General features: G+C 59.6%; 24 protein-coding genes and 1 pseudogene. 11 read left to right on the forward strand and 14 right to left on the reverse strand.

The window, feature by feature from the left end; genetic code table 11:
• Positions 1-26 precede the first annotated feature (26 nt).
• The 6 genes from MA884_RS08830 to MA884_RS08855 form a co-directional block, all read right to left on the reverse strand.
• Positions 27-1,082 carry a tetratricopeptide repeat protein gene (locus MA884_RS08830; RefSeq protein ID WP_256230096.1) on the reverse strand — a complete coding sequence of 352 codons (1,056 nt, stop codon included), beginning with the start codon at positions 1,080-1,082 and terminating at the stop codon, positions 27-29.
• A gap of 287 nt (positions 1,083-1,369) precedes the next feature.
• Positions 1,370-2,791, reverse strand: coding sequence for an efflux transporter outer membrane subunit (locus MA884_RS08835; RefSeq protein ID WP_256230097.1), 1,422 nt, complete (start codon positions 2,789-2,791; stop codon positions 1,370-1,372).
• The gene (locus tag MA884_RS08840) at positions 2,788-5,967 is read right to left on the reverse strand and encodes an efflux RND transporter permease subunit (protein ID WP_256230099.1); all 3,180 of its coding nucleotides are present in this window, start codon (positions 5,965-5,967) and stop codon (positions 2,788-2,790) included. The genes MA884_RS08835 and MA884_RS08840 overlap by 4 nt, the downstream gene beginning before the upstream one ends.
• Positions 5,968-5,982: 15 nt before the next feature.
• Positions 5,983-7,236 carry a multidrug efflux RND transporter periplasmic adaptor subunit MexE gene (gene mexE, locus MA884_RS08845; protein WP_256230100.1) on the reverse strand — a complete coding sequence of 418 codons (1,254 nt, stop codon included), beginning with the start codon at positions 7,234-7,236 and terminating at the stop codon, positions 5,983-5,985.
• 201 nt (positions 7,237-7,437) lie between these two features.
• Positions 7,438-8,202 (reverse strand): ABC transporter substrate-binding protein, encoded by a 765-nt coding sequence (locus MA884_RS08850; protein WP_256230102.1) that lies wholly within the window; start codon positions 8,200-8,202, stop codon positions 7,438-7,440.
• 164 nt (positions 8,203-8,366) lie between these two features.
• Positions 8,367-9,239 (reverse strand): LysR substrate-binding domain-containing protein, encoded by an 873-nt coding sequence (locus MA884_RS08855; RefSeq protein ID WP_256230103.1) that lies wholly within the window; start codon positions 9,237-9,239, stop codon positions 8,367-8,369.
• A gap of 101 nt (positions 9,240-9,340) precedes the next feature.
• On the opposite strand from MA884_RS08855, the gene MA884_RS08860 reads away from it, so the two are divergent.
• Positions 9,341-9,766 (forward strand): VOC family protein, encoded by a 426-nt coding sequence (locus MA884_RS08860; protein WP_256230273.1) that lies wholly within the window; start codon positions 9,341-9,343, stop codon positions 9,764-9,766.
• A gap of 48 nt (positions 9,767-9,814) precedes the next feature.
• On the opposite strand, the gene MA884_RS08865 is transcribed toward MA884_RS08860, so the two are convergent.
• From MA884_RS08865 to MA884_RS08875, 3 genes are all read right to left on the reverse strand, one after another.
• The gene (locus MA884_RS08865; RefSeq protein ID WP_256230104.1) at positions 9,815-10,297 is read right to left on the reverse strand and encodes a copper chaperone PCu(A)C; all 483 of its coding nucleotides are present in this window, start codon (positions 10,295-10,297) and stop codon (positions 9,815-9,817) included.
• Complete coding sequence (locus tag MA884_RS08870) at positions 10,297-10,902, reverse strand: SCO family protein (RefSeq protein WP_256230105.1); 606 nt, start codon at positions 10,900-10,902, stop codon at positions 10,297-10,299. The genes MA884_RS08865 and MA884_RS08870 overlap by 1 nt, the downstream gene beginning before the upstream one ends.
• Before the next feature lie 640 nt (positions 10,903-11,542).
• Positions 11,543-12,436: an AraC family transcriptional regulator gene (locus tag MA884_RS08875; RefSeq protein WP_256230106.1), complete on the reverse strand. Its 894-nt coding sequence runs from the start codon at positions 12,434-12,436 to the stop codon at positions 11,543-11,545.
• 138 nt (positions 12,437-12,574) lie between these two features.
• On the opposite strand from MA884_RS08875, the gene MA884_RS08880 reads away from it, so the two are divergent.
• The 3 genes and pseudogenes from MA884_RS08880 (at position 12,575) to MA884_RS08890 (ending at position 14,708) form a co-directional block, all read left to right on the forward strand.
• Positions 12,575-13,318, forward strand: coding sequence for an SDR family NAD(P)-dependent oxidoreductase (locus MA884_RS08880; protein WP_256230107.1), 744 nt, complete (start codon positions 12,575-12,577; stop codon positions 13,316-13,318).
• A gap of 18 nt (positions 13,319-13,336) precedes the next feature.
• Positions 13,337-13,738: a VOC family protein gene (locus tag MA884_RS08885; protein ID WP_256230108.1), complete on the forward strand. Its 402-nt coding sequence runs from the start codon at positions 13,337-13,339 to the stop codon at positions 13,736-13,738.
• Positions 13,735-14,708: pseudogene (locus MA884_RS08890) on the forward strand (trans-acting enoyl reductase family protein). The gene MA884_RS08885 and the pseudogene MA884_RS08890 overlap by 4 nt, the downstream one beginning before the upstream one ends.
• A 24-nt stretch (positions 14,709-14,732) precedes the next feature.
• Here MA884_RS08890 and MA884_RS08895 read toward each other — a convergent pair.
• The gene (locus MA884_RS08895; RefSeq protein WP_256230109.1) at positions 14,733-15,392 is read right to left on the reverse strand and encodes a TetR/AcrR family transcriptional regulator; all 660 of its coding nucleotides are present in this window, start codon (positions 15,390-15,392) and stop codon (positions 14,733-14,735) included.
• A 158-nt stretch (positions 15,393-15,550) separates the two neighbouring features.
• Here MA884_RS08895 and MA884_RS08900 point away from each other — a divergent pair, with 158 nt between their 5' ends.
• Positions 15,551-16,291 carry an SDR family NAD(P)-dependent oxidoreductase gene (locus MA884_RS08900; protein ID WP_256230110.1) on the forward strand — a complete coding sequence of 247 codons (741 nt, stop codon included), beginning with the start codon at positions 15,551-15,553 and terminating at the stop codon, positions 16,289-16,291.
• A gap of 79 nt (positions 16,292-16,370) precedes the next feature.
• Positions 16,371-16,781, forward strand: coding sequence for a VOC family protein (locus tag MA884_RS08905; protein WP_256230111.1), 411 nt, complete (start codon positions 16,371-16,373; stop codon positions 16,779-16,781).
• 40 nt (positions 16,782-16,821) lie between these two features.
• On the opposite strand, the gene MA884_RS08910 is transcribed toward MA884_RS08905, so the two are convergent.
• The 3 genes from MA884_RS08910 to MA884_RS08920 all read right to left on the reverse strand — a co-directional run bounded on the left by MA884_RS08910 (position 16,822) and on the right by MA884_RS08920 (position 17,626).
• Positions 16,822-16,953, reverse strand: coding sequence for a hypothetical protein (locus MA884_RS08910; RefSeq protein ID WP_371134752.1), 132 nt, complete (start codon positions 16,951-16,953; stop codon positions 16,822-16,824).
• A gap of 34 nt (positions 16,954-16,987) precedes the next feature.
• Positions 16,988-17,341 carry a putative quinol monooxygenase gene (locus MA884_RS08915; protein ID WP_256230112.1) on the reverse strand — a complete coding sequence of 118 codons (354 nt, stop codon included), beginning with the start codon at positions 17,339-17,341 and terminating at the stop codon, positions 16,988-16,990.
• Between the two features lie 87 nt (positions 17,342-17,428).
• Positions 17,429-17,626, reverse strand: a complete 198-nt coding sequence (locus tag MA884_RS08920) for a 4-oxalocrotonate tautomerase family protein (protein ID WP_256230113.1) — start codon at positions 17,624-17,626, stop codon at positions 17,429-17,431.
• Positions 17,627-17,776: 150 nt separating this feature from the next.
• On the opposite strand from MA884_RS08920, the gene MA884_RS08925 reads away from it, so the two are divergent.
• Positions 17,777-18,679, forward strand: coding sequence for a LysR family transcriptional regulator (locus MA884_RS08925; protein WP_084376615.1), 903 nt, complete (start codon positions 17,777-17,779; stop codon positions 18,677-18,679).
• A gap of 338 nt (positions 18,680-19,017) precedes the next feature.
• Here the strand turns inward: MA884_RS08925 and MA884_RS08930 are convergent, their stop codons facing one another.
• On the reverse strand, positions 19,018-19,932 hold the full coding sequence (locus MA884_RS08930; protein ID WP_256230114.1) for a LysR family transcriptional regulator: 915 nt from the start codon (positions 19,930-19,932) through the stop codon (positions 19,018-19,020).
• Between the two features lie 256 nt (positions 19,933-20,188).
• On the opposite strand from MA884_RS08930, the gene MA884_RS08935 reads away from it, so the two are divergent.
• From MA884_RS08935 to pgm, 4 genes are all read left to right on the forward strand, one after another.
• Positions 20,189-21,214: a zinc-dependent alcohol dehydrogenase family protein gene (locus MA884_RS08935; protein ID WP_256230115.1), complete on the forward strand. Its 1,026-nt coding sequence runs from the start codon at positions 20,189-20,191 to the stop codon at positions 21,212-21,214.
• A gap of 685 nt (positions 21,215-21,899) precedes the next feature.
• On the forward strand, positions 21,900-23,387 hold the full coding sequence (locus MA884_RS08940; protein ID WP_256230116.1) for a hypothetical protein: 1,488 nt from the start codon (positions 21,900-21,902) through the stop codon (positions 23,385-23,387).
• A gap of 96 nt (positions 23,388-23,483) precedes the next feature.
• On the forward strand, positions 23,484-24,878 hold the full coding sequence (locus tag MA884_RS08945) for a PLP-dependent aminotransferase family protein (protein ID WP_256230117.1): 1,395 nt from the start codon (positions 23,484-23,486) through the stop codon (positions 24,876-24,878).
• 101 nt (positions 24,879-24,979) lie between these two features.
• Positions 24,980-26,626 (forward strand): phosphoglucomutase (alpha-D-glucose-1,6-bisphosphate-dependent), encoded by a 1,647-nt coding sequence (gene pgm, locus MA884_RS08950; protein ID WP_256230118.1) that lies wholly within the window; start codon positions 24,980-24,982, stop codon positions 26,624-26,626.
• The last annotated feature ends 113 nt before the right edge of the window (positions 26,627-26,739 follow it).

Here is a 26,739-nt window from a genome sequence, read left to right on the forward strand (position 1 = left end):
CACAACTTTCCGGCTTTGGTACAAACCTAAAGACCTTGCTGCAACGCCGGATCGTCTGGGTTGAGTTGCTCAAGTTGCGCCAACAGGATCTGCACATTCTGCAACTGCCCGGATTCCTTCCAGTAGTTGATCAACAACACTCGCGCCCTGCGATCAGCCGGGTAGCGCTGAACGATTTCCTGCAACTGTTTCTGCGCCGCTTCCAGTTCCTGCTCGGCATACAGGGTGGTTGCCAAGTCATAACGGTACTGTCGGTTATCGGGCTCAAGCTCCACGGCTTTTGCCAAACCAAGCAGCGCGTACTCCGCCTGGCCATGGTGCAGCAGCCACAGGCCCAATGCATGTTGCAGATAAGCCGACTCAGGCTGGGCTTTCAACTGTTGGGCAAGCAATTGACGTGCAGCGTCGGCCTGGCCCTGTTTGTCCAGCACTTCGATCTGCATGACCAGCGCCGGCAGGTTGTCCGGCTGCAGGCGCAACACCTGTTCCAGCGCCCATTGAGCTTTTTTCAGTTCGGCGTTGTGCAGATGCAACCGGGCGAGTTGATAGTGCGACTCGGCGGTTTTCGGACCGTCTTCAAGCATTTGCTCCCACAGGCCGATGACAAGCTGCATAGGCCCGAAGTACAAACCAAGCTCATCCGGCGACAAGCCCAGCAGCGCGTTCACCGCGGCGAACCGCACGCCTGGGTCTTGATCTTCAAGCAACGGCCCCAGTAACAGGCTGCGCTGCCCCGTCGGCACCAGCCCGCCGATGCTGCCGATGGCCGCCCGACGTACGTCCGGCGACTCGCTGTGCAGATCCGCGTCCGCCAGTTTCAGGGCTTGGGGGCTTGGGTAGTTCGGCAGTTCGGCGTGCAACCGCACCCGGCGTTTGGGCGACAGGTCCGGGCGACCCAGTTGTTGATAGAGCATCCGCGCCGCCCCTGGCTGCCCATTGCGTGCGTGCTCCAGCGCTTCACTGTAGCCACGCCTGATTGCCTCGGGGATTTGCGGCGTGGTGCTGCGTAGCCACATTGCGACTAGACCGATTACCACCAGGACGAACAGGCTGAGCAACAGATAGCGGCGGGGCGAGGGCATGCAGGTAGTCCATAACCAGAAAGCGTGAAATGCCGCAAGCTTCGGTCAGGCGCGGGCTTGAGTCAAACCTTGAAAGAATCTGCAGATAACCCGGTGGGAGCGAGCCTGCTCGCGATAGCGCGGGGTCAGTCAACTCAAATGCAAACTGACACACCGCTATCGCGAGCAGGCTCGCTCCCACTGGGCGTTTGCGGCAGGCAAAAAAAAGCCCCGCGTCCAACAGGGGAGGCGGGGCAAAAATTTGGCTGGTTGCGGCCAACCAAAGGAGCTCGGTTGAGTAAGGTCGGTCAGTTGCTGGCCACGGTTTCCGGTTTCCAGCCACCGCCCAGGGCCTTGTAGATCGCGACAATGCCGCGATACAGGTCCACTTCGGCCTGGGCCTGAGTGTCTTCGGCGGCCAGGCGCTCACGTTGGGCATCCAACAGGACGAGGAAATCCTCGGTGCCTTCGCGGTAGCGGATTTCGGCCAGGTCAGCGGCGGCTCGGCTCGATTCGCTCTGACGGATCAGTGAGATCAGGCGTTGCTGGCGCTTGCCGTAGTCGCTGAAGGCGTTTTCCGATTCCTCCAGGGCCAGCAGCACGTGCTGTTCGTAGGTCGCCAGGGCGCCGTCAGCCTCGGCGTCGGCACCGCGCAGACGAGCCCGCACGCTGCCCAAGTCGAAGGCGGCCCAGGTGATACTTGGTCCCAGCGCCCAGGCATTGGCCGCCGATGAGCCGATCTGCGAACCGCGCCCGGCGGTGAAGCCCAGGAAACCGCTGAGGCTGACCCGTGGGAACAGGTCGGCCTTGGCCACACCGATGCGCGCGGTGGCGGCAGCGAGTTGGCGTTCGGCGCTGAGAATGTCCGGGCGACGTTGCAGCAGTTCGCCCGGATCGCCAATCGGCAGTGCCTTGGCGATGGCTGGCAGCTGTTTAGGGCTCAGGTCCACGCTCAGTTTGTCCGGGCGTTCGCCCAGCAAGGTAGCGATGCGGTTGCGCTGGCGTACCTGTTCGGCCTGCAACTGCGGCACGCTGGCTTCGACCGAGGCCAGGCGCGCATCGGCGCGGACCACGTCGAGCTGATCGCCGACGCCGGCATCACGCAGGCTTTCGGTGATCTTGCGCGACGCCTGTTGGTTCTCAAGGTTCGCCAGGGCGATTTTTTCCCGCAGTTGGGCGCCCCGCAGTTGACCGTAGGCGTCCACCAGTTCGGCGATCATGGTCACCTGCAACTGGTAGAGATCGGCTTCGACCGCCTGCTGATCGGCATCGGTGGCTTCCAGATTGCGCTGGATGCGCCCGAACAGATCCAGTTCCCAGGCCATGTCCAGGCCCAAGTCATAGCGTTCGGTGCTGACCCGGTCGGTGGTTTCTCCCGGGACCTGGCCTTTGCCCAGGTTGCTGCTGGCACGGCTGGTAATGGTCGGCATGACGTCATTGCTGGCGTCATCGCGTATCGCCCGGGCGGCTCGCAAACGGGCGAACGCCACGCGCAACTCGCGGTTGCCTTCCAGGGAGCGGGTTACCAGCGCATTGAGCGTCGGGTCTTCGAACTGCTGCCACCAGATCCCTTCGAAACGGGCCCGGTCGAAATTCTTCTGGCCGGCGGCACCGTCGGTGGCGGTGGTGATGTTCGCCGCCTCCGTTTGCGGTGCCTTGTAGTCCGGGCCTACGGCGCACGCACTCAAGGCCAGTACCAGCAGGCTCGGCACAAACACTTTCAAACTCATTGTTGCGCCTCCAGTTTCAACGCCCGGGCCGCTTTGCGGGCCTCGCTGCGCTCGACGAAATTGCGGATCAGTACATAGAACACTGGCGTGAGCAGCAGACCGAAGAAGGTCACCCCAAGCATGCCCGAGAACACCGCGACACCCATGGCATGGCGCATTTCCGCACCGGCACCGCTGGAGAAGACCAGAGGCACCACGCCCATGATGAACGCGAAGGAGGTCATCAGGATCGGCCGCAGACGCAGGCGGCAGGCCTCCAGCACCGCAGCCAGGGGGTTCATGCCCTCGAGCTGTTTATCCTTGGCGAACTCGACGATCAGAATGGCGTTTTTGCAGGCAAGGCCCACCAGTACGATCAATCCGATCTGGGTAAAGATGTTGTTGTCGCCGCCGGAGAGAATCACCCCGGTAATGGCCGACAGCAGGGTCATCGGTACGATCAGGATCACCGCCAGCGGCAAGCTCCAGCTTTCGTACTGTGCTGCCAGCACCAGGAACGCCAGCAGGACGCAGAGCGGGAACACGAACAGCGCGGTGTTGCCCGAAAGGATCTGCTGGTAGGTCAGGTCGGTCCACTCGTAAGTCATGCCGTTGGGCAATTCGTCCTTGAGCAGTTTCTCGATGGCTTTTTCAGCCTGGCCGGAGCTGTAGCCCGGAGCGGCTGCGCCGTTGATTTCAGCGGTGATAAAACCGTTGTAGTGCATCACACGGTCAGGTCCCGAGGTGTCGCTGACCTTGATGAAGGTCGCCAGCGGGATCATCTCGCCACGGTTGTTGCGCACCTTGAGCTGGCCGATCTGGTCCGACTCCAGGCGGAATTGCTGCTCGGCCTGAACGTTGACCTGATAAGTGCGGCCAAAGCGGTTGAAGTCGTTGGCATACAGCGAGCCCAGGTAGATTTGCAGGGTGTCGAAGATGTCGCTGACGGCCACGCCGTGGGTCTTGGCTTTTTCACGATCGATGGCGGCATCGACCTGGGGCACGTTCACGGTGTAGCTGGTGAACAGCCCGGCCAGTTCCGGAACGTTGTGACTCTTGGTGATGATGTTCATGGTTTCTTTGTACAGCTCGTCGTAGCCCAGGTTGCCCCGGTCCTCGATTTGCAGGCGGAAACCACCAATCGTGCCCAGCCCCTGTACCGGCGGCGGCGGGAAGATCGCCATGTAGGCTTCCTGGATTTCCGAGTACTGGCCGTTCAAGGCCCCGGCAATGGCCCCGGCAGACATGCCTGGGTCCTTGCGCTCGTCGAAAGGCTTGAGGGTCACGAACACGATGCCGGCGTTCGGGCTGTTGGTGAAGCCGTTGATCGACAGGCCAGGGAAGGCTACTGCGCTTTCAACGCCCGGTTGCTTGAGGGCCATGTCCGACATGCGCTTGATCACGTCTTCGGTGCGGTCCAGGCTCGCGGCATCCGGCAGTTGGGCGAAGGCCACCAGGTATTGCTTGTCCTGGCCCGGTACGAAACCGGTCGGGGTGTTGGAGAACCCGAAGAACGTCAGCACCATCAGGCCTGCGTAGACCAGCAGGGCGATGCCGCTGCTGCGGATCACGCGGCCAACCGTGCCCACATAACTGTGGCTGGCACGGTCGAAGAAGCGATTGAACGGACGGAACAGCCAACCACCGAAAATCTTGTCCAGGAACCTGGAAAAACGGTCCTTGGGCGCGTCATGGCTCTTGAGCAACACGGCAGCCAGCGCTGGCGACAGGGTCAGGGAGTTGAATGCGGAGATCACCGTGGAGATGGCAATGGTCAAGGCGAACTGCTTATAGAATTGCCCGGTCAAACCACTGATGAACGCCGCCGGCACGAATACCGCACACAACACCAGTGCCGTCGCGATGATCGGCCCGGTCACTTCACCCATGGCGCGTTTGGTGGCTTCGACCGGAGTCAGGCCCAAACCGATGTTCCGTTCGACGTTCTCCACCACCACAATGGCGTCGTCCACCACGATACCGATCGCCAGGACCAGCCCGAACAACGAAAGCGCATTCAGCGAGAAGCCGAACAGGTGCATCACGGCGAACGTACCGATCAGCGATACCGGCACGGCCACCAGCGGAATGATCGAAGCGCGCCAGGTCTGCAGGAACAGGATCACCACCAACACCACAAGGATCAGCGCTTCGAACAGGGTATGGACCACCGCCTCGATGGAGCCTCGCACGAAGATCGTCGGGTCATAGACGATGCTGTAGTCCATCCCCGCAGGGAAGTTCTGCTTGAGTTCGTCCATCTTGGCGCGAACGTCGTTGGAGATCTGGATGGCATTGGAGCCGGGCCGCTGGAAGATCGGGATCGCCACCGCCGGCTGGTTGTCGAGCAATGAACGCAGGGCGTATTGACTGGAGCCCAGCTCCACTCGTGCGATGTCTTTAAGGCGGGTGATTTCACCGTTCTCGCCGGAACGGATAATGATGTTTTCGAACTCCTCCTCATTCACCAGGCGGCCCTGGGTGTTGATCGAGAGCTGGAACGCCTGGGCATTGGGTGCCGGAGGCGCGCCCAGGGCACCGGCGGCGACCTGGCGGTTCTGCTCACGGATCGCGGTGACCACGTCGGTGGCGGTCAGGTTGCGTGAAGCGGTCTTGTTTGGATCAAGCCAGACCCGCAGGGAATAGTCACCCATGCCGAACAGTTGCACATCTCCCACGCCGCCCAGGCGCGCCAGCTCATCCTTGATGTTGAGCAGGGCATAGTTGGACAGGTAAAGCATGTCGTAGCGCTGGTCCGGCGAGGTCAAGTGCACGACCATGGTCAGGTCGGGCGATGCCTTGTCCACCGTGATGCCTATCCGGGTGACTTCTTCCGGCAGCTTGGGCTCGGTCCGGGTGACGCGGTTCTGCACCTGCACCTGGGCGTTGTCCAGGTCAGTGCCCAGTGCGAAGGTGATGGTCAGGGTGATCTTGCCATCGGCGGTGGATTGCGAGGACATGTACAGCATGTTCTCGACGCCGGTGATGGCTTGCTCCAGGGGCGCGGCCACGGTTTCGCCGATGACCTTGGGGTTGGCGCCCGGGAAGTTGGCACGCACGACCACGGTCGGCGGCACGACTTCCGGGTATTCGCTGATCGGCAACTGGAACAGAGAGATGGCACCGGCGATCAGGATCAGCAGCGAAAGCACCGCTGCGAAGATCGGCCGCGAAATGAAGAACTGGGAAAATTTCATCTTGAGTTCAGTCCCTTAACCGCGTGGGGTCGCAGCGGCCAGTTTGCCTGCCGATTCGGGCGCAGCCTTGGCGGGTGCGACTTGGGGCAGGTTGCTGGCTTCGAGCGCTTTTCGTTGTTGTGCCAAAGCGGCAATGGTTTCGTCGCTGGCCATCGGTATGGTTTCAGGCGTGACCGGCGAACCCGGACGGGCCCGTTGCAGCCCTTTGACGATGATGGTGTCGTCCTTGCTCAGGCCGTTGCGCACGATGCGCAGGCCTTCGATCTTCGGCCCCAGTTCGACGGAGCGATACGCCGGCTTGTTGTCGGCGTCCATCACCAGCACGAATTTCTTGCCCAGGTCGGTGCCGACGGCTTCGTCGTTGATCAACACGGCCGAGTAAGTGCCGCTGCCCACCAGTTTGAGCCGGGCATACAGCCCAGGGGTGTAGGCACCATCCTTGTTGTCGAACACCGCGCGGCCACGGATGGTGCCGGTCTGCGGATTGACCTGGTTGTCGATGAAATTCATATGCCCCAGGTGCGGATTACCTTCCTCGTTGGACAGGCCCATGTAGACCGGAGTGGCCTGACCACGCTGGCCCTCGCGAGCGAGGCGGGTGTACTTGAGGAAGACGCGCTCGTCGGCATCGAAGTAGGCGTAGACCTTGTCGGTGGACACCACGCTGGTGAGCGGCGTGACATCGGCGGTCACCAGGTTACCGGCGGTGATGTCCGCACGGCTGACGCGACCGCTGATGGGCGAAGTAACCCGGGTGAAGCTCAGGTTCAGTTTGGCCAGGTCCAGTTGTGCCTGGATCGCCGCCGCCGCAGCACGGGCTTCCTGAGCAGCGCTGGTGCGCGAATCCGCCAGCTCGGCAGAAATGGCGTTGCTCAAGCGCAGGCGCTCGCCACGCTTGGCTTCGTTCTCGCTGCGGGTGGCGGTGGCTCGGGCCTGGGCCAGTTGGGCGTCGAGGCGACGCACTTCTGCCTGGAAGGGACGCGGGTCGATCTGGAACAACAAATCGCCTTTCTTGACCAGAGCGCCTTCGGTGAACGCTACGTTGTCGATCTGCCCTGAAACGCGGGGTCGGATCTCGACGGTTTCCGGCGCTTCGAGGCGCCCGGTGAATTCGTCCCACTCGTTGACCGGTTGCTCCAGCACCTTCGCCACACTGACTTTGGCCGCCGGCATGGACGCCGCCGTATCAGGGGTCTTGCCGCACGCACTCATCACCAGCACCGCCATCAGTGCGAGGGGAAAGCGCAGTTTTGAAAGTGAATATTCCATGGATAGTATCCGCCAAGAGTATTGAGATGGGCGGATGATGCGGGGGGAGGCGGTGAGGCACGAATCGAATGAAGCAAAGGTAACTATCATTCGGAATGATATAAGACATCGGCCAGCCCTCTAGCTGAGGGGTTTCGTTAGGCTGCTATCAATTTTGTTGATATCCCTTCAGGTTGTCGGAGGCGCCGAACGGCAAGACCGCTACTGCGGCAGGTAGCGGTCATGAATACGCTGGATCTCGCCGCTGGCGCGCAGGCTTTCAATGGCTGCGCGCAGCTTCTCGACCATTTTCGGGGAGCAGTGTCTGGAGCAGGCCAGATAGAGATCGGCACTGCTATTGACCCGACTCATGAGCAGTTTGCGCGTGGACACCTTTGGCCAGATGTAGCGACTCTCAGGGACGCCGTTGAACCAGGCGTCGATACGTCCCATCAAGAGCATCTGGGCGGGGTTGTCGCCGATGGCCAGCGGATAGATCTGCTCGTCGCTGAACCCTTCGGTGCGCAGGATCTCCTGCTGGGCGCTTCCCAGGCCGACGCCGATCTTGCGGTAGGTTTGCCTGGCTTCGGCGAAGCTGCTCACTTGCCGGTCGAGGGTGAAGAAGGCTCGCTCCATGGGCATGACCGAAGCGATCCAGGTGAAGCGATCCTCGCGTTCCGGTGTGCGCGACAGCGGCGCGATCAAGTGATTGCGCTGTTCGCTGACGTGCTTCTGCGACCGGGCCCAGGGAAGGATATGGAGCTGCATGGCATACCCGGCCTTGGCCATGGCCGCCACGGCAACATCACCGACTATTCCGTGCCCCTTGGGGTCGTCGACAAACGTCAGCGGTGGCGCGTCCAGAATGTGCAATTCAATCGTCAAGGGTGCGGCGTAGGCGCTACAGACAATCAGCATCGGCAGCATCAGACATAGGCGCGAGAGTGCTTTTGTACGGCCTTCCAATACGCGTTTGATCCGGCTCATGATCGATACTTCAGGCATTGAAAGTGATGCGCCGTTTCAAACGCACGGCGCCAGAAACATCGTCCTGCCACGTTCACCACGGCTTTTTATTGGTACATATCAACGCTGTCGGCCTGACTGCGTGTATCTGAAGGTATAGATCATCCGGCCGACAAAAACCTTGTTTACCCAAGACCGGTCCTGGCTTGTTCAGCAATCAGTTCGGCCAGTATCCGCACCGGTTCGGTGAGGCTGGACCGATGCACGAGCCCGATATCGCGATGGAAGGCGTGCGGTCCAAGGTCGAGGGCTCGCACACCTGCCGGCCAATCATGATGAGCGGCTGTCTGCGGCACCAATGCCACGCCTACACCGTTTTCAACCAGCTTGATGATGGCCTCCAGTTCATCCAGCTCACACACCTCGCGCAACGTGAAATGCATTTGCCGCAGGAAACGATCCACCTGCCTGCCGCCAAATGATGCGCGGTCGTATCGGATAAATGGAAGGCTGGAAAGGAGTGCAGCCCAATCCTCTCCCGACACTTCGCGCGGAACAATCAGTCGATAGGGCTCAAGCGCCAGAGTCGTCCAGCGCAGGTCGTTTTGAAGGGGGAAGGGCGGACGAATAATGGCTGCCATGTCGATTTCGCCAGCGTCCACCAGGTTCACCAACTCCATCGACACCCCTGGGAGTACCCGTGTACGGCACTGGGGACATTGTTGGTGGAATCTGGCCAGCGCATCCGGCAGATAGGAGCGCTGGACCGACGCAATGGCGCCGATGTTGATCAGGACGCTGGCTGTAAGCTCCGCAGTGCCGCCGCCGAGGTTGTCGTAGAGGCGAAGCAACTCTTGCGCCTGCAGGAGTACCTGGTGTCCCTTGCGGTTAAGGTGAGCCGAGCGTCCTTTCCTATCGAATATTTCGAAACCCAGCTGCGCCTCCAGGCGCTGGATCTGTGCGCTCACCGCGGCCTGAGTGAGGCCGATCCGGTTCCCTGCCGCGGCGAATGTGCCTTCCCGTGCTACGGCGATGAGTGTCTTGAGTTCTTTGATCATTCACAAATATTAATTGTGTTTCTAAGCAATATATATTGATTTTTTTGCGTTCGACGGCGCCTTACGATGGCTTCACCCGCAAAAAAACAAAAGGAATCCTGATGAGCCTCTCTCCCTTCCACCTCGCAATTCCGGTTTACGACCTCGCTGGCGCACGCACTTTTTACGGTGAAGTGTTTGGACTGCCAGAGGGTCGCTCAAGCGCCCAATGGGTCGACTTCAACTTTTACGGCCATCAACTGGTGATCCATGAGCAACCAAAGACTGCTTCCCAAGAGAGCGTCCATAGCAATCCGGTAGACGGCCATGACGTACCTGTTCCTCACTTCGGCATCATTTTGGGCTGGGAAGAATGGGAAGCGCTGGCCGAGCGATTGAAATCCTTCGGCACCGAGTTTGTGATTGAGCCCTACATTCGTTTCAAGGGCCAGGTTGGCGAGCAGGCCACGATGTTTCTGTTCGATCCTTGTGGTAACGCGCTTGAGTTCAAGGCGTTCAAGGATATGAGCCAGCTCTTTGCGAAGTAATACAAACAAAGGTGGACAGGCGCAGGGCTGCGCCTGCTCACAAAGCGCTCAATGCATCTTGCTGTGATCGCGACCGTCCATATTGTTCAGCGCCCGAACCGGTGCTTGCACATCAACCGTTTCTTGCTCGCCCCTGGCATTTTCAACCGTCAGGGTCAGCGCAACGCTATCGCCTTCTTTCATTTGGCCGGTCAGGCCCATCAGCATCACGTGATAGCCGTTCGGATCAAAGCTGACGGCCTTGCCCGCTGGCAGATTGACGGATGCCACCGGCCCCATTCTCATCACGTCGTTGCTCATGGTCATTTCGTGTATCTGCACGTCCCTGGCCACGGGGGAGGTCACGCTGAGCAGTTTGCTGTCGCTGTCGGCGGTGACGGTCATGAACGCGCCCGTTGCCGACTGGTTTGCAACGGTGGCGCGTACCCAAACGTCATCGACTTTGGTTTGCGCCGAAACCTGGAACGCGAACCCCAGCAGTGCCAGACCGAATACAGCGTTTGTGAGGGTTCTGTTCAAAACAGGGCGCATCAGCAGACCTCCATGACAGTCAGCAAGTCTTCGGTACACTCTTGTGCCGAAAGGGATTGGGACAGCCCCAGGCGCAGCGTGCCCCGGGAGTCGTAGACAAAACTGGTGGCGGTGTGCGACAGGGTGTAGGTAGAGCCTGCCGGCACTTTTTCGTAGAACACATCGAACTCTTTGGCCGTGGCCGCGGTTTCTTCGAGTGTGCCGTACAGAGCGACGAAGGAAGGGTCGAACGTCTTGACGTAGGCGTCGAGGATTTGCGGAGTATCGCGCTCAGGATCCAGGGTGATGAAGATCACCTGAAGCCGTTCGCCGTCGCGTCCCATCAATTTCTTGATAGTCGCAGCCCGGGCCAGGGTGGTTGGGCAGATCGCCGGGCACTGGGTAAAGCCAAAGAAAATCATCGGCATCATGCCGCGAAAACTCGACAGCGACTGGGTGTTGCCTTCGGTGTCCTTGAGCTTGAAGGTGCGTCCCAGAATCTTGTCGCTCAGATCCTTGCCGTACTTGTACGACAGTTCGCCACGCGTGTCGCAGCCGGCAACCAGGCCCAGTCCGAGCACACCCATGCCTGCAATCACCTTGCGGCGAGTCAACAAAGCCGTCATTTATTACCGCCTTTTGCATGCCCGTCAGTCGGCAGGACTGGCGGGCGGGTTAGCCATAAAAGCGGCGCATGATACCAAAGTGCGCTGCTGCGCCGGTTTGCGATCACCGGACAGAGCGGCGTGGGGCGACAAAAGGTGTAAGAAAAGGTGCCAGGCGATGCTGTGATTGCCCTCTTAAGAACCGCACACACGCGCGCATCTTCGACTTCAGCAACCTTCAGAGCGACAAAATTGATTTGTCAGGGCTGGATGCCGATGTCTTGACTCCGTCGTTCGACAGTTGGAGAACGCCATGCCCTTGCTCAGCAGGCCGGTCATCGGGCAGCGTTTCAGAGGCTATCCGGATCGCCAAAGAACATTTTGACTGGGCTCTAGTACGATAGTTACAGCCTGAAAAAATCGAATTATGCCCCCAGGTTTACCCCCATTTGCACCGGATGGGTGAGCGATCGCGAATGGCGATTCCTGATAAACACCAGCGTGGCTTTGGCTGGCTTTCAGTGTGATTTCACATTTGATCCGGACGGAGGGTCCAGAACTCAATCGTCTAGAGACCGGCTATCAGCGAGGCTAACCGGTAAATCCCAATTGGCTGACGGTCATGGAACTTTTATAGCCGGTTATCCGATCCTCAAACTGATTAGCGTCCGATGGCGCTCGTTTCTCCGAGGATCCTCCCGGCATCTTGTGCAGGAGGAAGTCCAAACACCCGTAAATAGTCCCTGCTGAATTGTGTCGCACTTTCATAGCCGACCTCGAAGGCAGCCGCCATGACGCTCTTGGCGTGGGCCACCATCAGTGTTCTTGCCTGGAGCAGGCGAACCCGTTTTTGATACTGCAAAGGACTCAGGCTGGTGACTGCCTTGAAGTGGCGATGAAACGCCGAGACGCTCATTGATGCTCGTTGCGCCAAGCGCTCCACCCCAATTGGCTCCGCGAAGTCACGGCGGATCCACTGGATCGCCATGTTGACTCGGGCCATCGCCGTATCGGGCGCTGCGATCTCTCGCAACATCCAGCCATGGGGACCCTGGAGCACACGGAAGATGATTTCCCGTTCATAAACCGGGGCCAGGGCTGCGATGGCGTCCGGATCGCCCATCAATCGCAACATTCGCACCCAAGCATCCATCATATCGGTCGTGACTGGAGCAACGGAGAATCCGAGAGTGTTTTCAACGCTGCTGGGAGGTTTGGGCAGGTCTGCAAACAGGGTTGTCAGCACTGCCGGGTCCAGCGTCAGACTCACTGCCAAGTAAGGTTCTCCCGATACGCTTGGATGAACAGACCCCACTGCTGGCAAATCAATGGACATGACGAAATAGGTCGCAGGGTCATACCGAAGCGTCCGATCCCCCACGCTCATGCTTTTACTGCCTTGCAGGATCAGATTGATCATCGGGTCATAGACCGCCGCCAGCATGTGTTCGGGGATCTTGCCCTTGACCATGGCCACGCGGGGGATGCCTGTTTCGGTACGGCGATTTTCAGCCTTGGCCGCGAGCGACCTGAGTTCATTCAGTTGATTGTCCATGCTGGGCATGCTGACGGCAGAACGCTGCGCCATGCAAGCGAAAAGCAGAAACAGGCAGGTTTCAAGTAGAAATGGGTACGCCCCTGGCAATCATGATGATTACTGTGGGGCCACCTATAAGCCACAGAGGAACATCAAATGAGCGTCATCGTCATTACCGGCGGTAGCCGTGGAATCGGTGCCAGTGCCGCCGAGCACATTGCTCGGCGCGGTAGGGGTGTCATCCTGACCTACAACGCTGATTCCCAGGCCGCTGCCTCAGTCGTGGAACGCATCGAGCGCGTCGGTGGCAAGGCTGTCGCCCTCAAGCTCGACGTGTCTGATGTGGGCAGCTTCGAAGCGTTTCGCGAGTCAGTGGTGCTGACCTTATGGGACACCTGGAACGCCACCATGCTCAGTGGCCTGGTCAACAATGCCGGGTACGGCCTGTTCAATCCCTTGGCAACTGTCACCGAGGCGCAGTTCGACGGACTGTTCAACGTGCACCTCAAGGGGCCGTTTTTTCTCACTCAAACGCTACTGCCGCTGTTCGCGGAAAATGCCAGTATCGTCAACCTGACCAGTGCCACTACCCGCGTCGCCACCGCTGGCGTGGCGCCCTACGCCGCCTTCAAGGGCGGGCTCGAGGTGCTCACCCGTTACATGGCCAAAGAATTCGGCGATCGGCGCATACGGGCCAACGCGGTATCACCCGGCGCCATCCGCACCGACTTGGGCGGGGGGCTAAACGCTGAGTTCGAGGCGAAGCTGGCGGCGCAAACAGCGCTCGGCCGGGTCGGCGAGCCGGAAGACGTCGCGCGCGTCATTGCCATGTTGCTCTCAGAAGAGGGCGCCTGGATCAATGCCCAGACGCTCGAAGTGGCCGGCGGCTACAACATCTGAATACATGAGAGTTTCGCAATGCTGGATCATATCTTTTTGTCCGTGAGCGATATCGCACGGTCTATCCGTTTCTACGAAGCTGCTCTGACCCCGTTGGGTATCACCGCGCGCCTGGACTACGACGGCAAGGATGGCCCACCGGGCCATCCTGACCTGAAAGGCTTCGGTGCCAATGGCCGGATGTTTTTCTGGTTGCGTGAGGGCGTTGTGGAAGAGCGCGCGGTACATGTTGGTTTTGTCGCAAGCAGCCAGGCTGAGGTTGATGCCGCTTATACCGCGGCCCTGCATCAGGGTGCGGTCGACAACGGCCGGCCTGGAGCGCGCTTGCATTACGACCCCGAATACTACGCCGCCAATGTGCTGGACCCGGATGGGTACAGTCTCGAATTCGTCTACAAAAAATGGCAGCACGTCCAATGACGACACTACTGATCTACGGAGCTACAGGCTATACCGGTCATATGGCTGCTGATCGAGCAAAAACGCTCGGTCTGGATTTCGAAATCGCCGGGCGTAATGCCAAGCGTCTCGAGTCGCTCGCAGCGCAATTGGACGTGCCTTATCGGGTGTTTGATACCCATGATGCCGAAGGCTCTTTATCTGGCATCTCAGTATTGCTGAACTTCGCCGGGCCGTTCGCGCAAACGGCCGAGCCGTTGATGCACGCCTGTATCAAGACCGGCGTGCACTATCTGGACATCACTGCCGAGATCAATATTTACCGCATGGCCGAGGGGCTGGGTGCTGAAGCGGCCGCTAACCACGTCATGCTGTTGCCGGGTGTCTGCTGGGATGTCGTTCCTACCGATTCGCTGGCGGTGCATGTTGCCAAGCGTGCAGTAAAACCGGTTGCGCTAAGTATTGCGCTTCAGGTCCCCGGTTCGATGTCTCGCGGGTCTGCGATGAGCGTCAGCGAAATCATCGGCGCAGGCGTGCTCGCCAGGGTTGATGGCGAATTGGTTGCGACACCGGATGCAGCGCCGCGGCTCTTTGATTTTGGCCATGGACCGGTCCTCTGTGCACCATTGTCATTCGGCGACCTGGTGACGGGCTGGCATTCGACCGGCATCCGCAACATTGCGATGTTCGTGCATATCACGGGTGACGCGTTTCCAGAGGGTGATCTGTCGCAGTTGCCTGATGGTCCCGCACCCGAGCAAAGGGCTGCTCATCGCGCGCGGGCAGTGGTTGAGGTCACCGGGACTGATGGCGCAATCGCGCGCTCGGTGATTGAAACTGTGAACGGCTATTCCTATACGCCGCTGGCGGCGGTAGAAGCTGCGCGGCGGGTACTGAACGGTGAACGGCAGCTGGGTTTTGCAACACCGGCCAACGTGCTTGGTGGTGGATTTGCCGAGATATTGCCGGCACGGTGATCACCGACTTCTGAGGTGGGTGGTGGCTGTTCAAGATTTCAAGCCGACGAACGCCCTGAGTCGAAGCTTTTTGGAAGATGCGCAGTACTGAGTGGCTCATCAGTCTGCGGTGGCGCGTGTTCTGCCAGTTCCAGTGTAATTGCTTTGCCGGCAACTTGGGCTACTTCCATCAAGCGTTTTCGAGACAGGCCACTGCATGCGGCGGCGGATAGGCCTCGCAGGGTAATCAGCACGTAGTCGGCCAGTGTTTGCGCGCCTTGCGGGCAAACCTGGTCAAGATAACCCCGGATCGTCTGAATCGCGGCATCACCCAATTTCTCTGCCATGTTTCGGGCAATCGGGTCGTCCGCCCGCATGCCCTCGGTGATCAAACATCCCCGCAAGGTTTTATCTCGTCCGTATTGCGTCGCAGCGCTAATCAATAGTGCAGTCAGCGCTTGAGCAGGAGGTCGATCCGGCGCCAGAAGTCTGTCTAAAGGTAGCGCGCTTTCACCGGCGTAACGACGCATCGCCCGCTCGAAGAGCTCCGCCTTGCTGCCGTAGGCGGCATAGAAACTCGGGGGTTTGATGTTCATGGCATTGGTCAGGTCGGACAGGCTCACGGCGTCAAAACCGTGTTGATGAAACAGCGCCTGAGCGATGGCTATCCCTTGCTCGCGGTCGAAGGCGGGACGGCGCTGTCGGTTGTTTTCGTTCATGGTCATCTCGCTGAGTCGATACGGCGACTGTAGCGACCGCTACAACGTATATCAATCGCCTCGTGCAGGTCTTTTTATGTAGTGGTCGCTAAAAAAGATTGTGGGTGGGTGCAAATCTATATAGTGTTCGCTACATAAATTCCTGGAGGTATTTCCCAATGCAATTCAACAATAAAGTCGTCCTTGTAACGGGCGGGTCTTCGGGCCTCGGCTTCGCGATTGCAGAAGCGTTCGCAAGCCAGGGTGCCACTTTGATCATCACCGGGCGTCGCCAGGCCCAGCTCGACGATGCCGTGAGCCGCCTCGGTGCGCACGCGTCTAGCGTATGCACAGACATTTCGGACCCCGCCGACCTTGAGGCGTTATTCGGTCACGTACAGGCAGTCCATGGCCGTATTGATGTGCTGATTGCCAACGCTGGGACAGGTGCAATCGAGCCCTTGGGAGCAATCACCGTCGCAGGCTTCGATAAGCTGTTTACCACCAACGTCAAAGGCACGACGTTCACGGTGCAGGGTGCGCTACCTTTAATGGGCAAGGGGAGCAGTATCGTCATCATTGGCTCGACCGCATCGATCAATCCTGGCCCCGGCCTCGGTGTCTATGGGGCTACCAAGGCAGCGCTACGGGCGCTGGTGCGCAGCTGGATCCTGGATATCAAGGGCTCTGGCGTTCGCATCAACCTGCTCAGCCCCGGCCCGGTGAACACCCAGTCTCTGCGCGATGTACTGGGCGAGAACGCACAGCAGATCATCGATGTTCTCAGCGAGAAGAGCACACTTGGTCGGATCGGTCAGGCCCACGAGATCGGCCAGGCCGCGCTGTTCCTCGCAAGTGATGCGTCGAGCTACGTCAATGGCGCCGAACTGTTCGCCGATGGTGGTGCATCTCAAGTCTAGGCGGCTACGGAGCAGACCTCCCCCTGTCGTTAAAAAGCTGTATTCGCTGCCGACGAATCGGCAATCAAGGAGTTACCTGATGAGCGACTTTGCTGGTTCGGCAGTAGATCATATGGGCATCGCTGTTTCGGACACTTCGTATTCTCAAGCCTTCTACGAAACTGTGCTCAGGCCGTTAGGGATCACCCTGGTGATGAGTATCGAGGCGGATCCGCCAGGGCTGAAGCTTCGACGACTGGGGTTTGGTTCTGGAGGAAAGCCCTTTTTTTGGTTGCATGACGCGTCCGTCGCCAGTCACGGGGTGCATATAGCAATGATCGCCCCAAGTCGTGAGTCGGTTGATGCTTTTCACGCGGCCGGCATTGCTGCCGGCGGACGGGACAATGGGCCGCCTGGCATCAGGCCGCACTACCACGCCGATTACTATGCCGCTTATGTGCTGACACCTGATGGCGTGAATTTGGAAGCCGTTTGCCAAGTGGCCTCTTGATCGAGCTCATATCAGGTCCATCCCAGATACAATACGTTGCTTACTTCTTTACGCGGTTTCTGGGGGCGCAGTTGGCAACACCCGGGTAGCCAACCGTGATCAACATCACCGGCACTTCTTCATCCGACAGGCCAAACTCCTTGACCACTGCGCGCGATAAGGATGCAGGCACGGTAGTCACTGTTGACCCTGCGCCTTGTTTCGACTCAGCGGCTGAAACCGTCGAATGGGGTCATGTAAACGGCGCCGAACGGGTCCAGGCGCTTGCGGATTTCAGCGTCGGGGGTGCCATATACCACCAGGCTGGAAATGGTGCACAGTTCCAGAAAGCGCTGGCCGAAAGGGGCGAACGTGGTGTCGACGTGACTGACCACTGCATCGACGTTATAACGCTCCAAAATGTGCACGGCGCTGTTGTCTTCATTAACGCTGTATTCGTAAACCAGTGTACCGGGCTCGGCGCGGGTGGCGGCAACGATGGTGGCGATCAGTGCCTTGAATTCAGCGAACTCTGCGGGTTTCACCTTAAGGGAGAATAGGCAGGAAATAGGGGGAAGCATGGTGGTTGTCTCCGGCAGATGTACGACAAATACCTGCACGGCCGCAGCTCTGGATTAGCCGGTGCATGTGATGCAGGTCTGGGGGCGTCAGGGCTTTTCGGGGGCTTGGGCGAATAGCTTGCCGGCGCCGGCCCAATCCGATGCGGCTACGTCTTCGAAAATCACGTAGATGTAATTGGCATCGGTACCGGTGTGTTTAACGATGCTTTCGGTGATGTCGGCTGCAACAGCGGATTTCTGCGCATGTTCCTTACCTTCGAACCAGCTCACACGTACGACGGGCATGATGTATTCCTTCTAGGACATTGATATGGGGAGGTGCGCGAAGTGCACCGGTTGCCTTGCTGGAATCCATCGTACTGTTGAGTGCGGTGGCGATAAACGGCCTGCAGCTATAATCTGGATAGACTTAAATTCTACAATGGCGGGCGCAGCATGGTACCTATCGACTCCTTTCAGGGCGTCATCACCTTCGTCGTGGCCGCGCGCTCGTCCAGCTTTACCCAGGCAGCAGATCGCTTGGGACTGTCAAAATCTGCCGTAGGCAAGGCCATTGCGCGCTTGGAAGAGCGTTTGGGCACGCAGTTGTTTCATCGCACGACGCGACGGATATCTCTCACCGCCGATGGTGAGGCCTACTTCGTCGCGTGCTCCACGGCCTTGGAGGAAATCGGCACCGCTGAAAGCGGGCTGGGGCCAGGTGGTGGTGAACCTTCTGGCCGTTTGCGGGTTGATATCCCGGTGGCCTTCGGACGGCGGGTCGTCGCCCCACTGTTGTTTGAGATCGCCAATAAATACCCGGCGCTGCAATTGAGCCTGACGTTTTCCGATCATCTGGTGGACCCGTTCGAAGAGGGTATCGATTTGTTGGTACGGTTCGGCGAACTGCAGGACACCAGCGGCCTGGTAGCGCGACGATTGACCCGCCAACGCTGGGCCGTCTGCGCTTCCCCTGACTACCTTGCGCGCTTCGGCACCCCGCAAACCCTGGAAGAGCTGACCCAGCATCGTTGCATCGTCGGCCATCGGCGCGGCCAGCCGCTGGCATGGCGAGTGATGCAGGCGGGTCAGACCGTCCGTTACGCCCCTCCTTCAACGCATCAGATCGGCGATGGCGAAGTCATGATTCTTGCCGCCGTGGCTGGCGCCGGCCTGTGCCAGATGCCACGCAGCCTGTTCCAGAATGACATCGAGGCCGGCAGGCTGGTCGAGGTGCTGCAAGCCTATGAGCCCGAGGCGGTTGATGTGCATGCGGTCTGGCCGAAGGTGTCGCACCTGCGTCCCAAGGTCCGCTATGTGGTCGATGAGTTGGTCAAGTTGTGTTCGCATTGGCAGTAAAGACCGTACACGCAGTCAACGGATGGTCTTTTCTGCACAAACACATCCCACGTAGAAATGACTTTCTACCAGATCCACCACCCAGTCGTTGAACTGCAATTCGATCTCCACTTTCGGTTAGACCTTAAGGTAGGCGGCGAGCGACGGGGGCAGGCGCTCCGAAGCCAGGGTCGCCGAGGCGCTGACGCGCAAGCGGCCGCGCGATTGCCACGCTGTTCGCGGGCGACGGCGGCACGGAAGCAGCAGCGTATGATTTTTCGAGATAAAGACGCTATTTGACCTGAGCTTAGGGGCATCCTTTTCAAACCCTCCAAAGCATGCGCTCAGAGGTACGACGCCTACAGGCTATCCGGATCGCCAAAGAACATCTGAATCCGCGAACGCAACCAGCGCTCACCCGGGTCGTTGTCCTGGGAGCCGCGCCAGGCCATGTGCAGTTCGAAGCTGCGCACCGGAATCGGTGGGTCCTCGGCGCGAACGCCGCCAGCGGCGGTCAGAGCGTCGGCGGTGTAGTCGGGCACGATGGCGATGATGTCAGTGCCCGCCAGCAGCGTGCTCAGGCCATTGAACTGCGGCACGGCCAGTACCACGTGACGCTTGCGGTCCAGCTTCTCCAGCTCTTCATCGATGAAACCGCTCAGATCGCCGGCGAAGGACACCAGGGCATGGGGCCGGGCGCAGAATTCATCCAGGGCCAGCCGTCCTGGGGCCGTGTCGGCCCGCAGTACTTTGGGCATGCTGCGCCGCAAGACTTTACGCTTGGCGTTGGCCGGCAGATCCTCGGTGTAGCTGACGCCGATGGAGATTTCGCCGGACGCCAGCAGACCCGGTATCAGGATGTAGTTGACTCGCCGCACCACCAGCACAATGCCGGGTGCCTCGGCCCGCAGGCGTTTGAGCAGCATCGGCAGCAGGGCGAACTCGGCATCGTCCGACAGGCCGATACGAAACACCGAGGTGCTGGTGGCGGGGTCGAACTCCGCCGCGCGGCTGACCGCCGTGGAGATCGAATCCAGGGCCGGGGAGAGCAGGGCAAAGATCTCGACCGCCCGGGCCGACGGCTCCATGCTGCGACCGGTGCGAACGAACAGCGGGTCATCAAACAGGTTGCGCAGGCGCGACAGTGCGGCGCTGATGGCCGGCTGGCCGAGGAAAAGCTTCTCGGCGGCTCGGGTCACACTGCGTTCATGCATCAATGTTTCAAACACGATCAACAGGTTCAGGTCGACACGACGCAGGTCATTACGATTCATCTGGGGTCCTGGCAGATTCAGCAAGCTTGACGTGAGCGGCCATATGAGAACAATGACCGGCATGAATCTTACGGGGAAAGACTGGTACTCTGCACCGGCTAATTGATTTTTCTTAGGGTAGACCCTACAGGACTGGCTCAATTTTTTGCTGCGGAATCAATGACAGGCATGTCGACTATTAATAGCCACTGATGGTCTTGGGTACAAAGCCCGGATAGAGTTCATGGCATTAGAGGTTACTTTGACGAGGTTTGCGATGTCCCGCACGATCCGTTTTCACAAGTTTGGTGGTGCCGAGGTGCTCAAATGCGAAGAGCATGCGGCGGCTCTTCCTGCGCCAGGAGAAGTGCAGGTCCGTGTCGAAGCGATCGGCATCAGCTGGTATGACATCCTGTGGCGCCAGAACCTGGCGTCGTCCCAGGCACACCTGCCTTCGGGCCTTGGTCATGAAATGGCCGGGGTGGTGACGGCTGTCGGAGACGGTGTCGACGACCTGGCTGTAGGCGACAAAGTTGCCAGTTTCCCTGCCGAGAGCCCGAACGATTACCCGGTGTACGGTGAGATCATCGTGCTGCCGCGTACCGCGTTGACCCGTTATCCCGAGGTGCTTACCCCGATCGAAGCCGCCGTGCACTACACGCCCCTGTTGATCGCCTATTTCGCCTACGTGGACCTGGCACGGGTCAAGCCGGGGCAGTTTGCCTTGGTCACCGATGCCAGTCATTGCGCCGGCCCATCCTTCGTGCAACTGGGCAAGGCCTTGGGTGTGCGGGTGATCGCGGCCACCAAGACCGCCGATGAACGTGAGTACCTGCTGTCGCTCGGTGCTGAGAAAGTCATCGTCACCGAAGAGCAGGACTTGCTGATGCAAATCAACAAGCTCACTGATAATCGTGGCGTCGATGTGGTGTTCGATGGCCTCGGTGGGCCGCAAATGTCGCTGCTCGGCGACGTGCTCGCGCCGCGGGGCAGCCTGGTGCTGTATGGCTTGCAGGGCGGTAACCAGACACCGTTTCCGGCCTGCGCGGCGTTCCAGAAGAACATTCAGTTCTTCGTACACTGCATCGGCAATTTCACCGGTAAGCCGGAACTGGGCATCATTCAGGACCAGGTGGCTTTGCAGCGGGCACTGCGTGATATCAATCAACTGACCGCCGATCGCGTGCTGTTGCCACTCAAGACCCGGGTCTTTGCGTTCTCCGAGTTTGTCGAAGCCCACCGCTACATGGGCGAATGCCCCTGCCGCGAACGCGTTGCCCTGCAGGTAGTCGACCCTACCTGATTCTCCTCCTGCGCAAGAGTCATCGTTCAGACTCTTGCGCTGCCTTCGCCTGTCTCGTCCCTCCGTTCTCATGCCCCGACTCCTGAAGTCTGGCGGTGATGCCCTCGCGCCCGGCAATCGCCCCCGATCGGGCGGTGCTGTTCGCTAAAAACCAGAAAACTGTTTAACCGCCATGGAACTGAACTGGTTTTTGCCCTCAATCTGTATCTTCTAATCGTTATTTAAGTCCTGATAATTGAACGCTGATTTCCATCTCAAGGAAGAAGTCGTGGCGCAATACAAGTTTTTAGAAGATCGTCATCCTTCATGGTCGATTCAAGGCGTTTCAGGCGTTACTTGGTTTAACGCTATCAGTCGGCCTGGGGGAAGGCAGGCGGGGGTAGGGGGGCAATTCAAGTTAGGCATATTCTTTGTTTTTCGTACTCGTTGTCTGAAGGACGTTGTCGGAATTCTCCTAGGACGCGCTAAAAAAACGGCAGAACCCTTTGATTTAGCGGCTTGCAGGCAAGTGCCAAAACAAAGGAGGCGAACTCCCCAACCTGTGTATCGAATAATTACGACAAGCAAACCTTGAGCGTATTATCAATACTCTTTGCAGTACTAGAACAATCCATCCAGACCAACCCGTCGCTCGGTCACGTTGTGCGGGTGCGACGCCGATAGTTGAATTTCCAGGTAAATGGCTATGAGTGCAATTCATGAGCAGGCAATGACTCACGTGTATCAGCAGATACTGCAGCGATTGTCAGGTTTTTATTCCCGCGCGGAACGTACTGCGTTGCAGCTTTTGATCCAGCGTTTAATTGTCGCGGCCGGAGGCATCGACCGGATTGGCGACTTTCGCGTATTGACGGTCCAGAACGGGAGCCGGGACAGCTTTTATGTCCTGGCGGCGTTGCGTGCCGCGCAATTGAGCATCGCGGGCAGGCATCCGGCGACCTTCGACCTGCGCGTCGCCACCCCACGTTTGAGCGAGACCACCCAGGCGACCCTGGAAAACATCCACCGCTGCTATAGCGCGCTGTTCGTCTACGACGATCCCCGGGTTGAGCTGTTGATGGCGGATAACCGCGAAGTGGTGCCATTCAATCACAAGCAGCCTTTGTCGGTGGCCGGGCATGAGGCCAATCGCATGGACGCGCTCGTTCTGGGCCACCTTCGCTCGGTCGACAGCCCCTTGGAGGTAGGTGATCACGGCTACCTGGCGATGGCAGAGTTCTATCGGCACATGGCTCGTTGGGAGAGCGGGGTCGACTCGTTAGTCAGCAGTGATACGCCTCGCGAGCAAAAACAGTTCATGTCGGGCCTCCGGCGTGCTGCCCGCAAGGTAGGCCTGGCCACTGACTCGTCCAGCGGCTTCGACAGTCTCTTCGCGCAACTCGATACCCTGGGCGCGAATCCCTACCAGGGTTTTTATGGCCAGGACCACCTGGGCGCGTGGAGACCTGAGGGGCATTTCGAGGCTTGTCGGCGCGTGAGCCACATCGGTATCGACGATCTGATCGTCGACAGCTCGGAAGAAACCAACTGGCCACTGTTCAGTGAGTTTCTGCGGGTACGGACCGAGGAACTCGTCGCATCGGCGCCGGAAAACGGGTACCTCAGCCCGCTGCTGTCGGCTCATTTGCATGGCCTTCAGGCCTGCTATCTGCAGGGACGCAGCTACGAAGCGGGTTACGGGGACTACGTACAACGAGCCATCATGATCATGCACCGCAAGCAATTGCCCGAGCATGTCTGCGAACAGGCCAGGATGTTGTTTGGCCCACCTTCGGCCATCCCCGAGCGCCGTGCCCAGGCCGCCAGCGAAGCGCACAAGACACTAGGACTCAACGAAACGCAACTGGTGTGCATGTTGTTCGCTCCATTCGTTGAGCAAGGCGCAGGCCTGGAGCACTTTCTGCGTTGCTGTCATCCAGGCATGCTGGTGGCGATGCCGGACCTGCACAAGGCCATGCAGGGCGCGAGCATCGCTGATCAGGTGGCCCAATGGATGGTCGATGTCAGCGGCCTGCCCCTCGACATGCTCGGCAAGCTGTACCGGGCCAGCATTACGCCGCAAGAGCAGGAAGTGGCGTCGGGGATTGATTCGCACAACGCCATTGATGACGTCGACGCTGAAGAAGCCGGGCAGGGCGCCGATGCCTTGCGCGAACGTTCGGCACGGCATTGAGGGCCGAGGTTTGACGGATTCATTCGCCACGTATCCGGCCGTTGTTCCCGGCCATCCGGCGGAGCCGGTCACGGTCCTTACTGTTGGCCAAACCCCATGAAAGGTTGCCGGGAACCAGACTTCGCTTATCAGGCGGTTTATCGTTATCTGACGACCCTGATCAATGAATTGGGGGCCGATGCCCGAGTGCGCTTGCCGTCATTACGGCAACTGGCCGAGCGCCTGAACGTGTCGATCTCCACCATCCAGTACGCCTATTCGCTACTGGAAAAGGAAGGGCGGGTCTACTCGGTCGCCAAGTCCGGTTATTACGCGTTGCCAGTGCCCTGCGTTGCGACTCTGGGCGGTGGAGATGATTTGCTCGAGACCCTGTACGTCAATGCGCGGCGACCGGGAATGCTGGTGCTCAGTGCTGACGAGCCTGCGTTGGTGCAACCGCTGGACAGCCCACTGTTGTTGCTTGAGCGTGAGCTGCTGCGCCAGTATCCGCGCTCCTCACAGATGCCTTCGCAACCCTGGGGCGAACTGGAGCTGCGTACCGCGCTGGCGGCTCGCTACACTTCTTCGCCGGCCCGGTGCTGGAACGCCGACGACGTCTATATCGGTGCCGATCTGCGCGGCGTGCTGGAGATTCTGATCGCAGTGCTGGCGCTCAAGGGCGCTACGGTGCTGATCGAATCGCCCTGCGACTGGACCGTCCTGCGCTTGCTGCAGGCGGCGGATATTGACGTGATTGAGCTGCCACTGCTGGCGGATGGGGACATCAATGTCGAGCAGTTGGAGCAATTACTGACGGGGGAAACGGTACGCCTGGTCATCCTGTCCTCGGTCCTGAACATGCCCAGGGGCACGCTCGTTCCTGAAAACAACCGCCGCGCCGTAGCACGCTTGCTGGATCTGCACGGCACATGGGTGCTGGAAAACGACAGTTATACAGACCTGGCGTTCGAAGCCGGGGTTACGCCTTTTCGAGACTTGCTCGACCCGGATCGACTGATCGTCTATTCCACTTTCGAAAAAACCATCGGCCCCGAGGCACCCTATGGTTATGTGCTGTCGCGTCAGTTGACGTTGGAGTTGCAGCGCCATTTCCTGCTGCGCGCGTTTAGCCTGTCGCCGATTCGCCAGAAAGCCATTGCCCGTCTGTACAGTAACGGCCGGATCGATCAGCACTTGCTGGTCTTGCGGCGTTTGCTGCGTGAAGGGGCTGCCTCGACGACGCAATTGCTGCGCGAGCGGCTGGGGGACAGCCTGCAATGGCTGGAACCTCAGGGGGGCGCGACGATCTGGACGCGATCTTCGCGGCACGTCGATTTACGGCGGGTCTTCCAGCGGCTGCTTGCACAGCGAATCGTCATAGCGCCGGGTGAACTGTTCAGTCTGCAAGGGCTGTATGCACAGCATATGCGCCTGACCCATGCCTTAGGCGGTTCGCACGATCTGGATACAGCACTCTGCGCGCTGGCCGATGCCTTGAGACTTGAGACTTGAGCAATCGTAATGCGGAGCGATGGATCGAACCCATCGCGCCACGGTCGAACTGTCAGTAAACTGCATCCGATCAATCGAGCCACTCCATCCAGAGGTTTTGCATGACAGTCAGTCCTTTTGCGGGCAAGCCGGCACCGGCAGCGTTGTTGATCGATATCCCGCGACTGGTGACGGCCTACTACACCGGCCGGCCCGACGCCTCGGTTTCGACCCAGCGCGTGGCTTTCGGCACCTCCGGCCACCGTGGCAGTTCCTTCGACCTGGGGTTTAACGAATGGCATGTGCTGGCCATCAGCCAAGCGATTTGCCTGTACCGTGAAGCCCAGGGCATCAGCGGCCCCTTGTTCCTGGGGATCGATACCCATGCGCTGTCTACCCCGGCAGGGGCCAGCGCGCTGGAGGTATTCGCTGCCAATGGGGTCACCGTGATGATCGCCGAGGCCGATGAATACACACCCACGCCGGCGATTTCCCATGCCATTCTTTGCTACAACCGGGGCCGCACCACCGGTCTGGCGGACGGCATCGTCATCACGCCGTCTCACAATCCGCCGCAGAGTGGTGGCTACAAGTACAATCCCACCAACGGCGGCCCGGCCGATACCCACATCACCAAATGGATCGAAGCCAAGGCCAACGAGCTGCTCACCAGCCAGTTGGCGGGCGTCAAGCGCATCAGCTATGAGCAGGCCCTGAAGGCTGACACCACTCACCGTCACGACTACCTCAATACCTACGTGGCGGATCTGGTCAATGTCATCGACTTCGATGCCATCCGCGCTGCCGGCCTGCGCCTGGGCGTCGACCCGCTGGGTGGCGCGGGCGTGCGCTACTGGCCCGCCATTGCCGAGCATTACCGCCTGGACTTGGAAGTGGTCAACACCCAGGTGGATTCCACCTTCCGCTTCATGACTGTCGATTGGGACGGGCAGATCCGCATGGACCCGTCCTCCAGCCATGCCATGCAAGGGCTGATTGGCCTCAAAGAGCGTTTCGATGTGGCCTTCGCCTGTGACCCGGACCATGATCGCCACGGCATCGTGACACCCTCCGGCGGTTTGCTGGCGCCGAACAACTATCTGGCGGTGTCCATCGACTACCTGTTCCAGAACCGCCCGCAGTGGCGTGCCGATGCCGCCGTGGGCAAGACGGTGGTCAGCAGCGGTCTGATCGATCGCGTGGCCAAGCGCCTGGGGCGGCGTCTGTATGAGGTGCCGGTAGGCTTCAAGTGGTTTGCTGACGGCCTGTTCGACGGTTCCCTGGGCTTTGGTGGCGAAGAAAGCGCCGGTGCTTCGTTCCTGCGCAAGGACGGTGGTGTGTGGAGTACCGACAAGGACGGCCTGATCCCAGCATTGCTGGCGGCCGAAATGACCGCGCGCACCGGTCGCGACCCAAGCCAGGCTTACCGTGCCCTGACGGATGAACTGGGTGAGCCGTTCTCCGTGCGCGTCGATGCCAAGGCCAGCCCGCAACAGAAGGCGCTGCTGAGCAAGCTGTCGCCGGACCAGGTCGCATCCACTGAATTGGCCGGGGAGACCATCCAGAGCATCCTCAGCCATGCCCCGGGCAACGACCAGGCCATCGGCGGGCTGAAGGTCATGACCGAAAACGGCTGGTTCGCCGCGCGTCCATCCGGCACCGAGGACATCTACAAGATCTACGCCGAAAGCTTCGTCAGTGACGAGCACCTCAAGCAATTGGTGGTCGAGGCGCAGGCATTGGTCGACGGAGCCATCTCCGGCCAGTGATTCAAAATCCATCGCGAGCAGGCTCGCTCCCACATTGGCTCTGCGGTGCAGGTCGGCCTCTGTGGGAGCGAGCCTGCTCGCGATAACGGTGGGTCGGGTTACGTTGATGGCAA

It is taken from the genome of Pseudomonas sp. Q11 (genome assembly GCF_024494355.1).
In the GTDB taxonomy this organism is placed as follows: Bacteria; Pseudomonadota; Gammaproteobacteria; order Pseudomonadales; family Pseudomonadaceae; genus Aquipseudomonas; species Aquipseudomonas hefeiensis.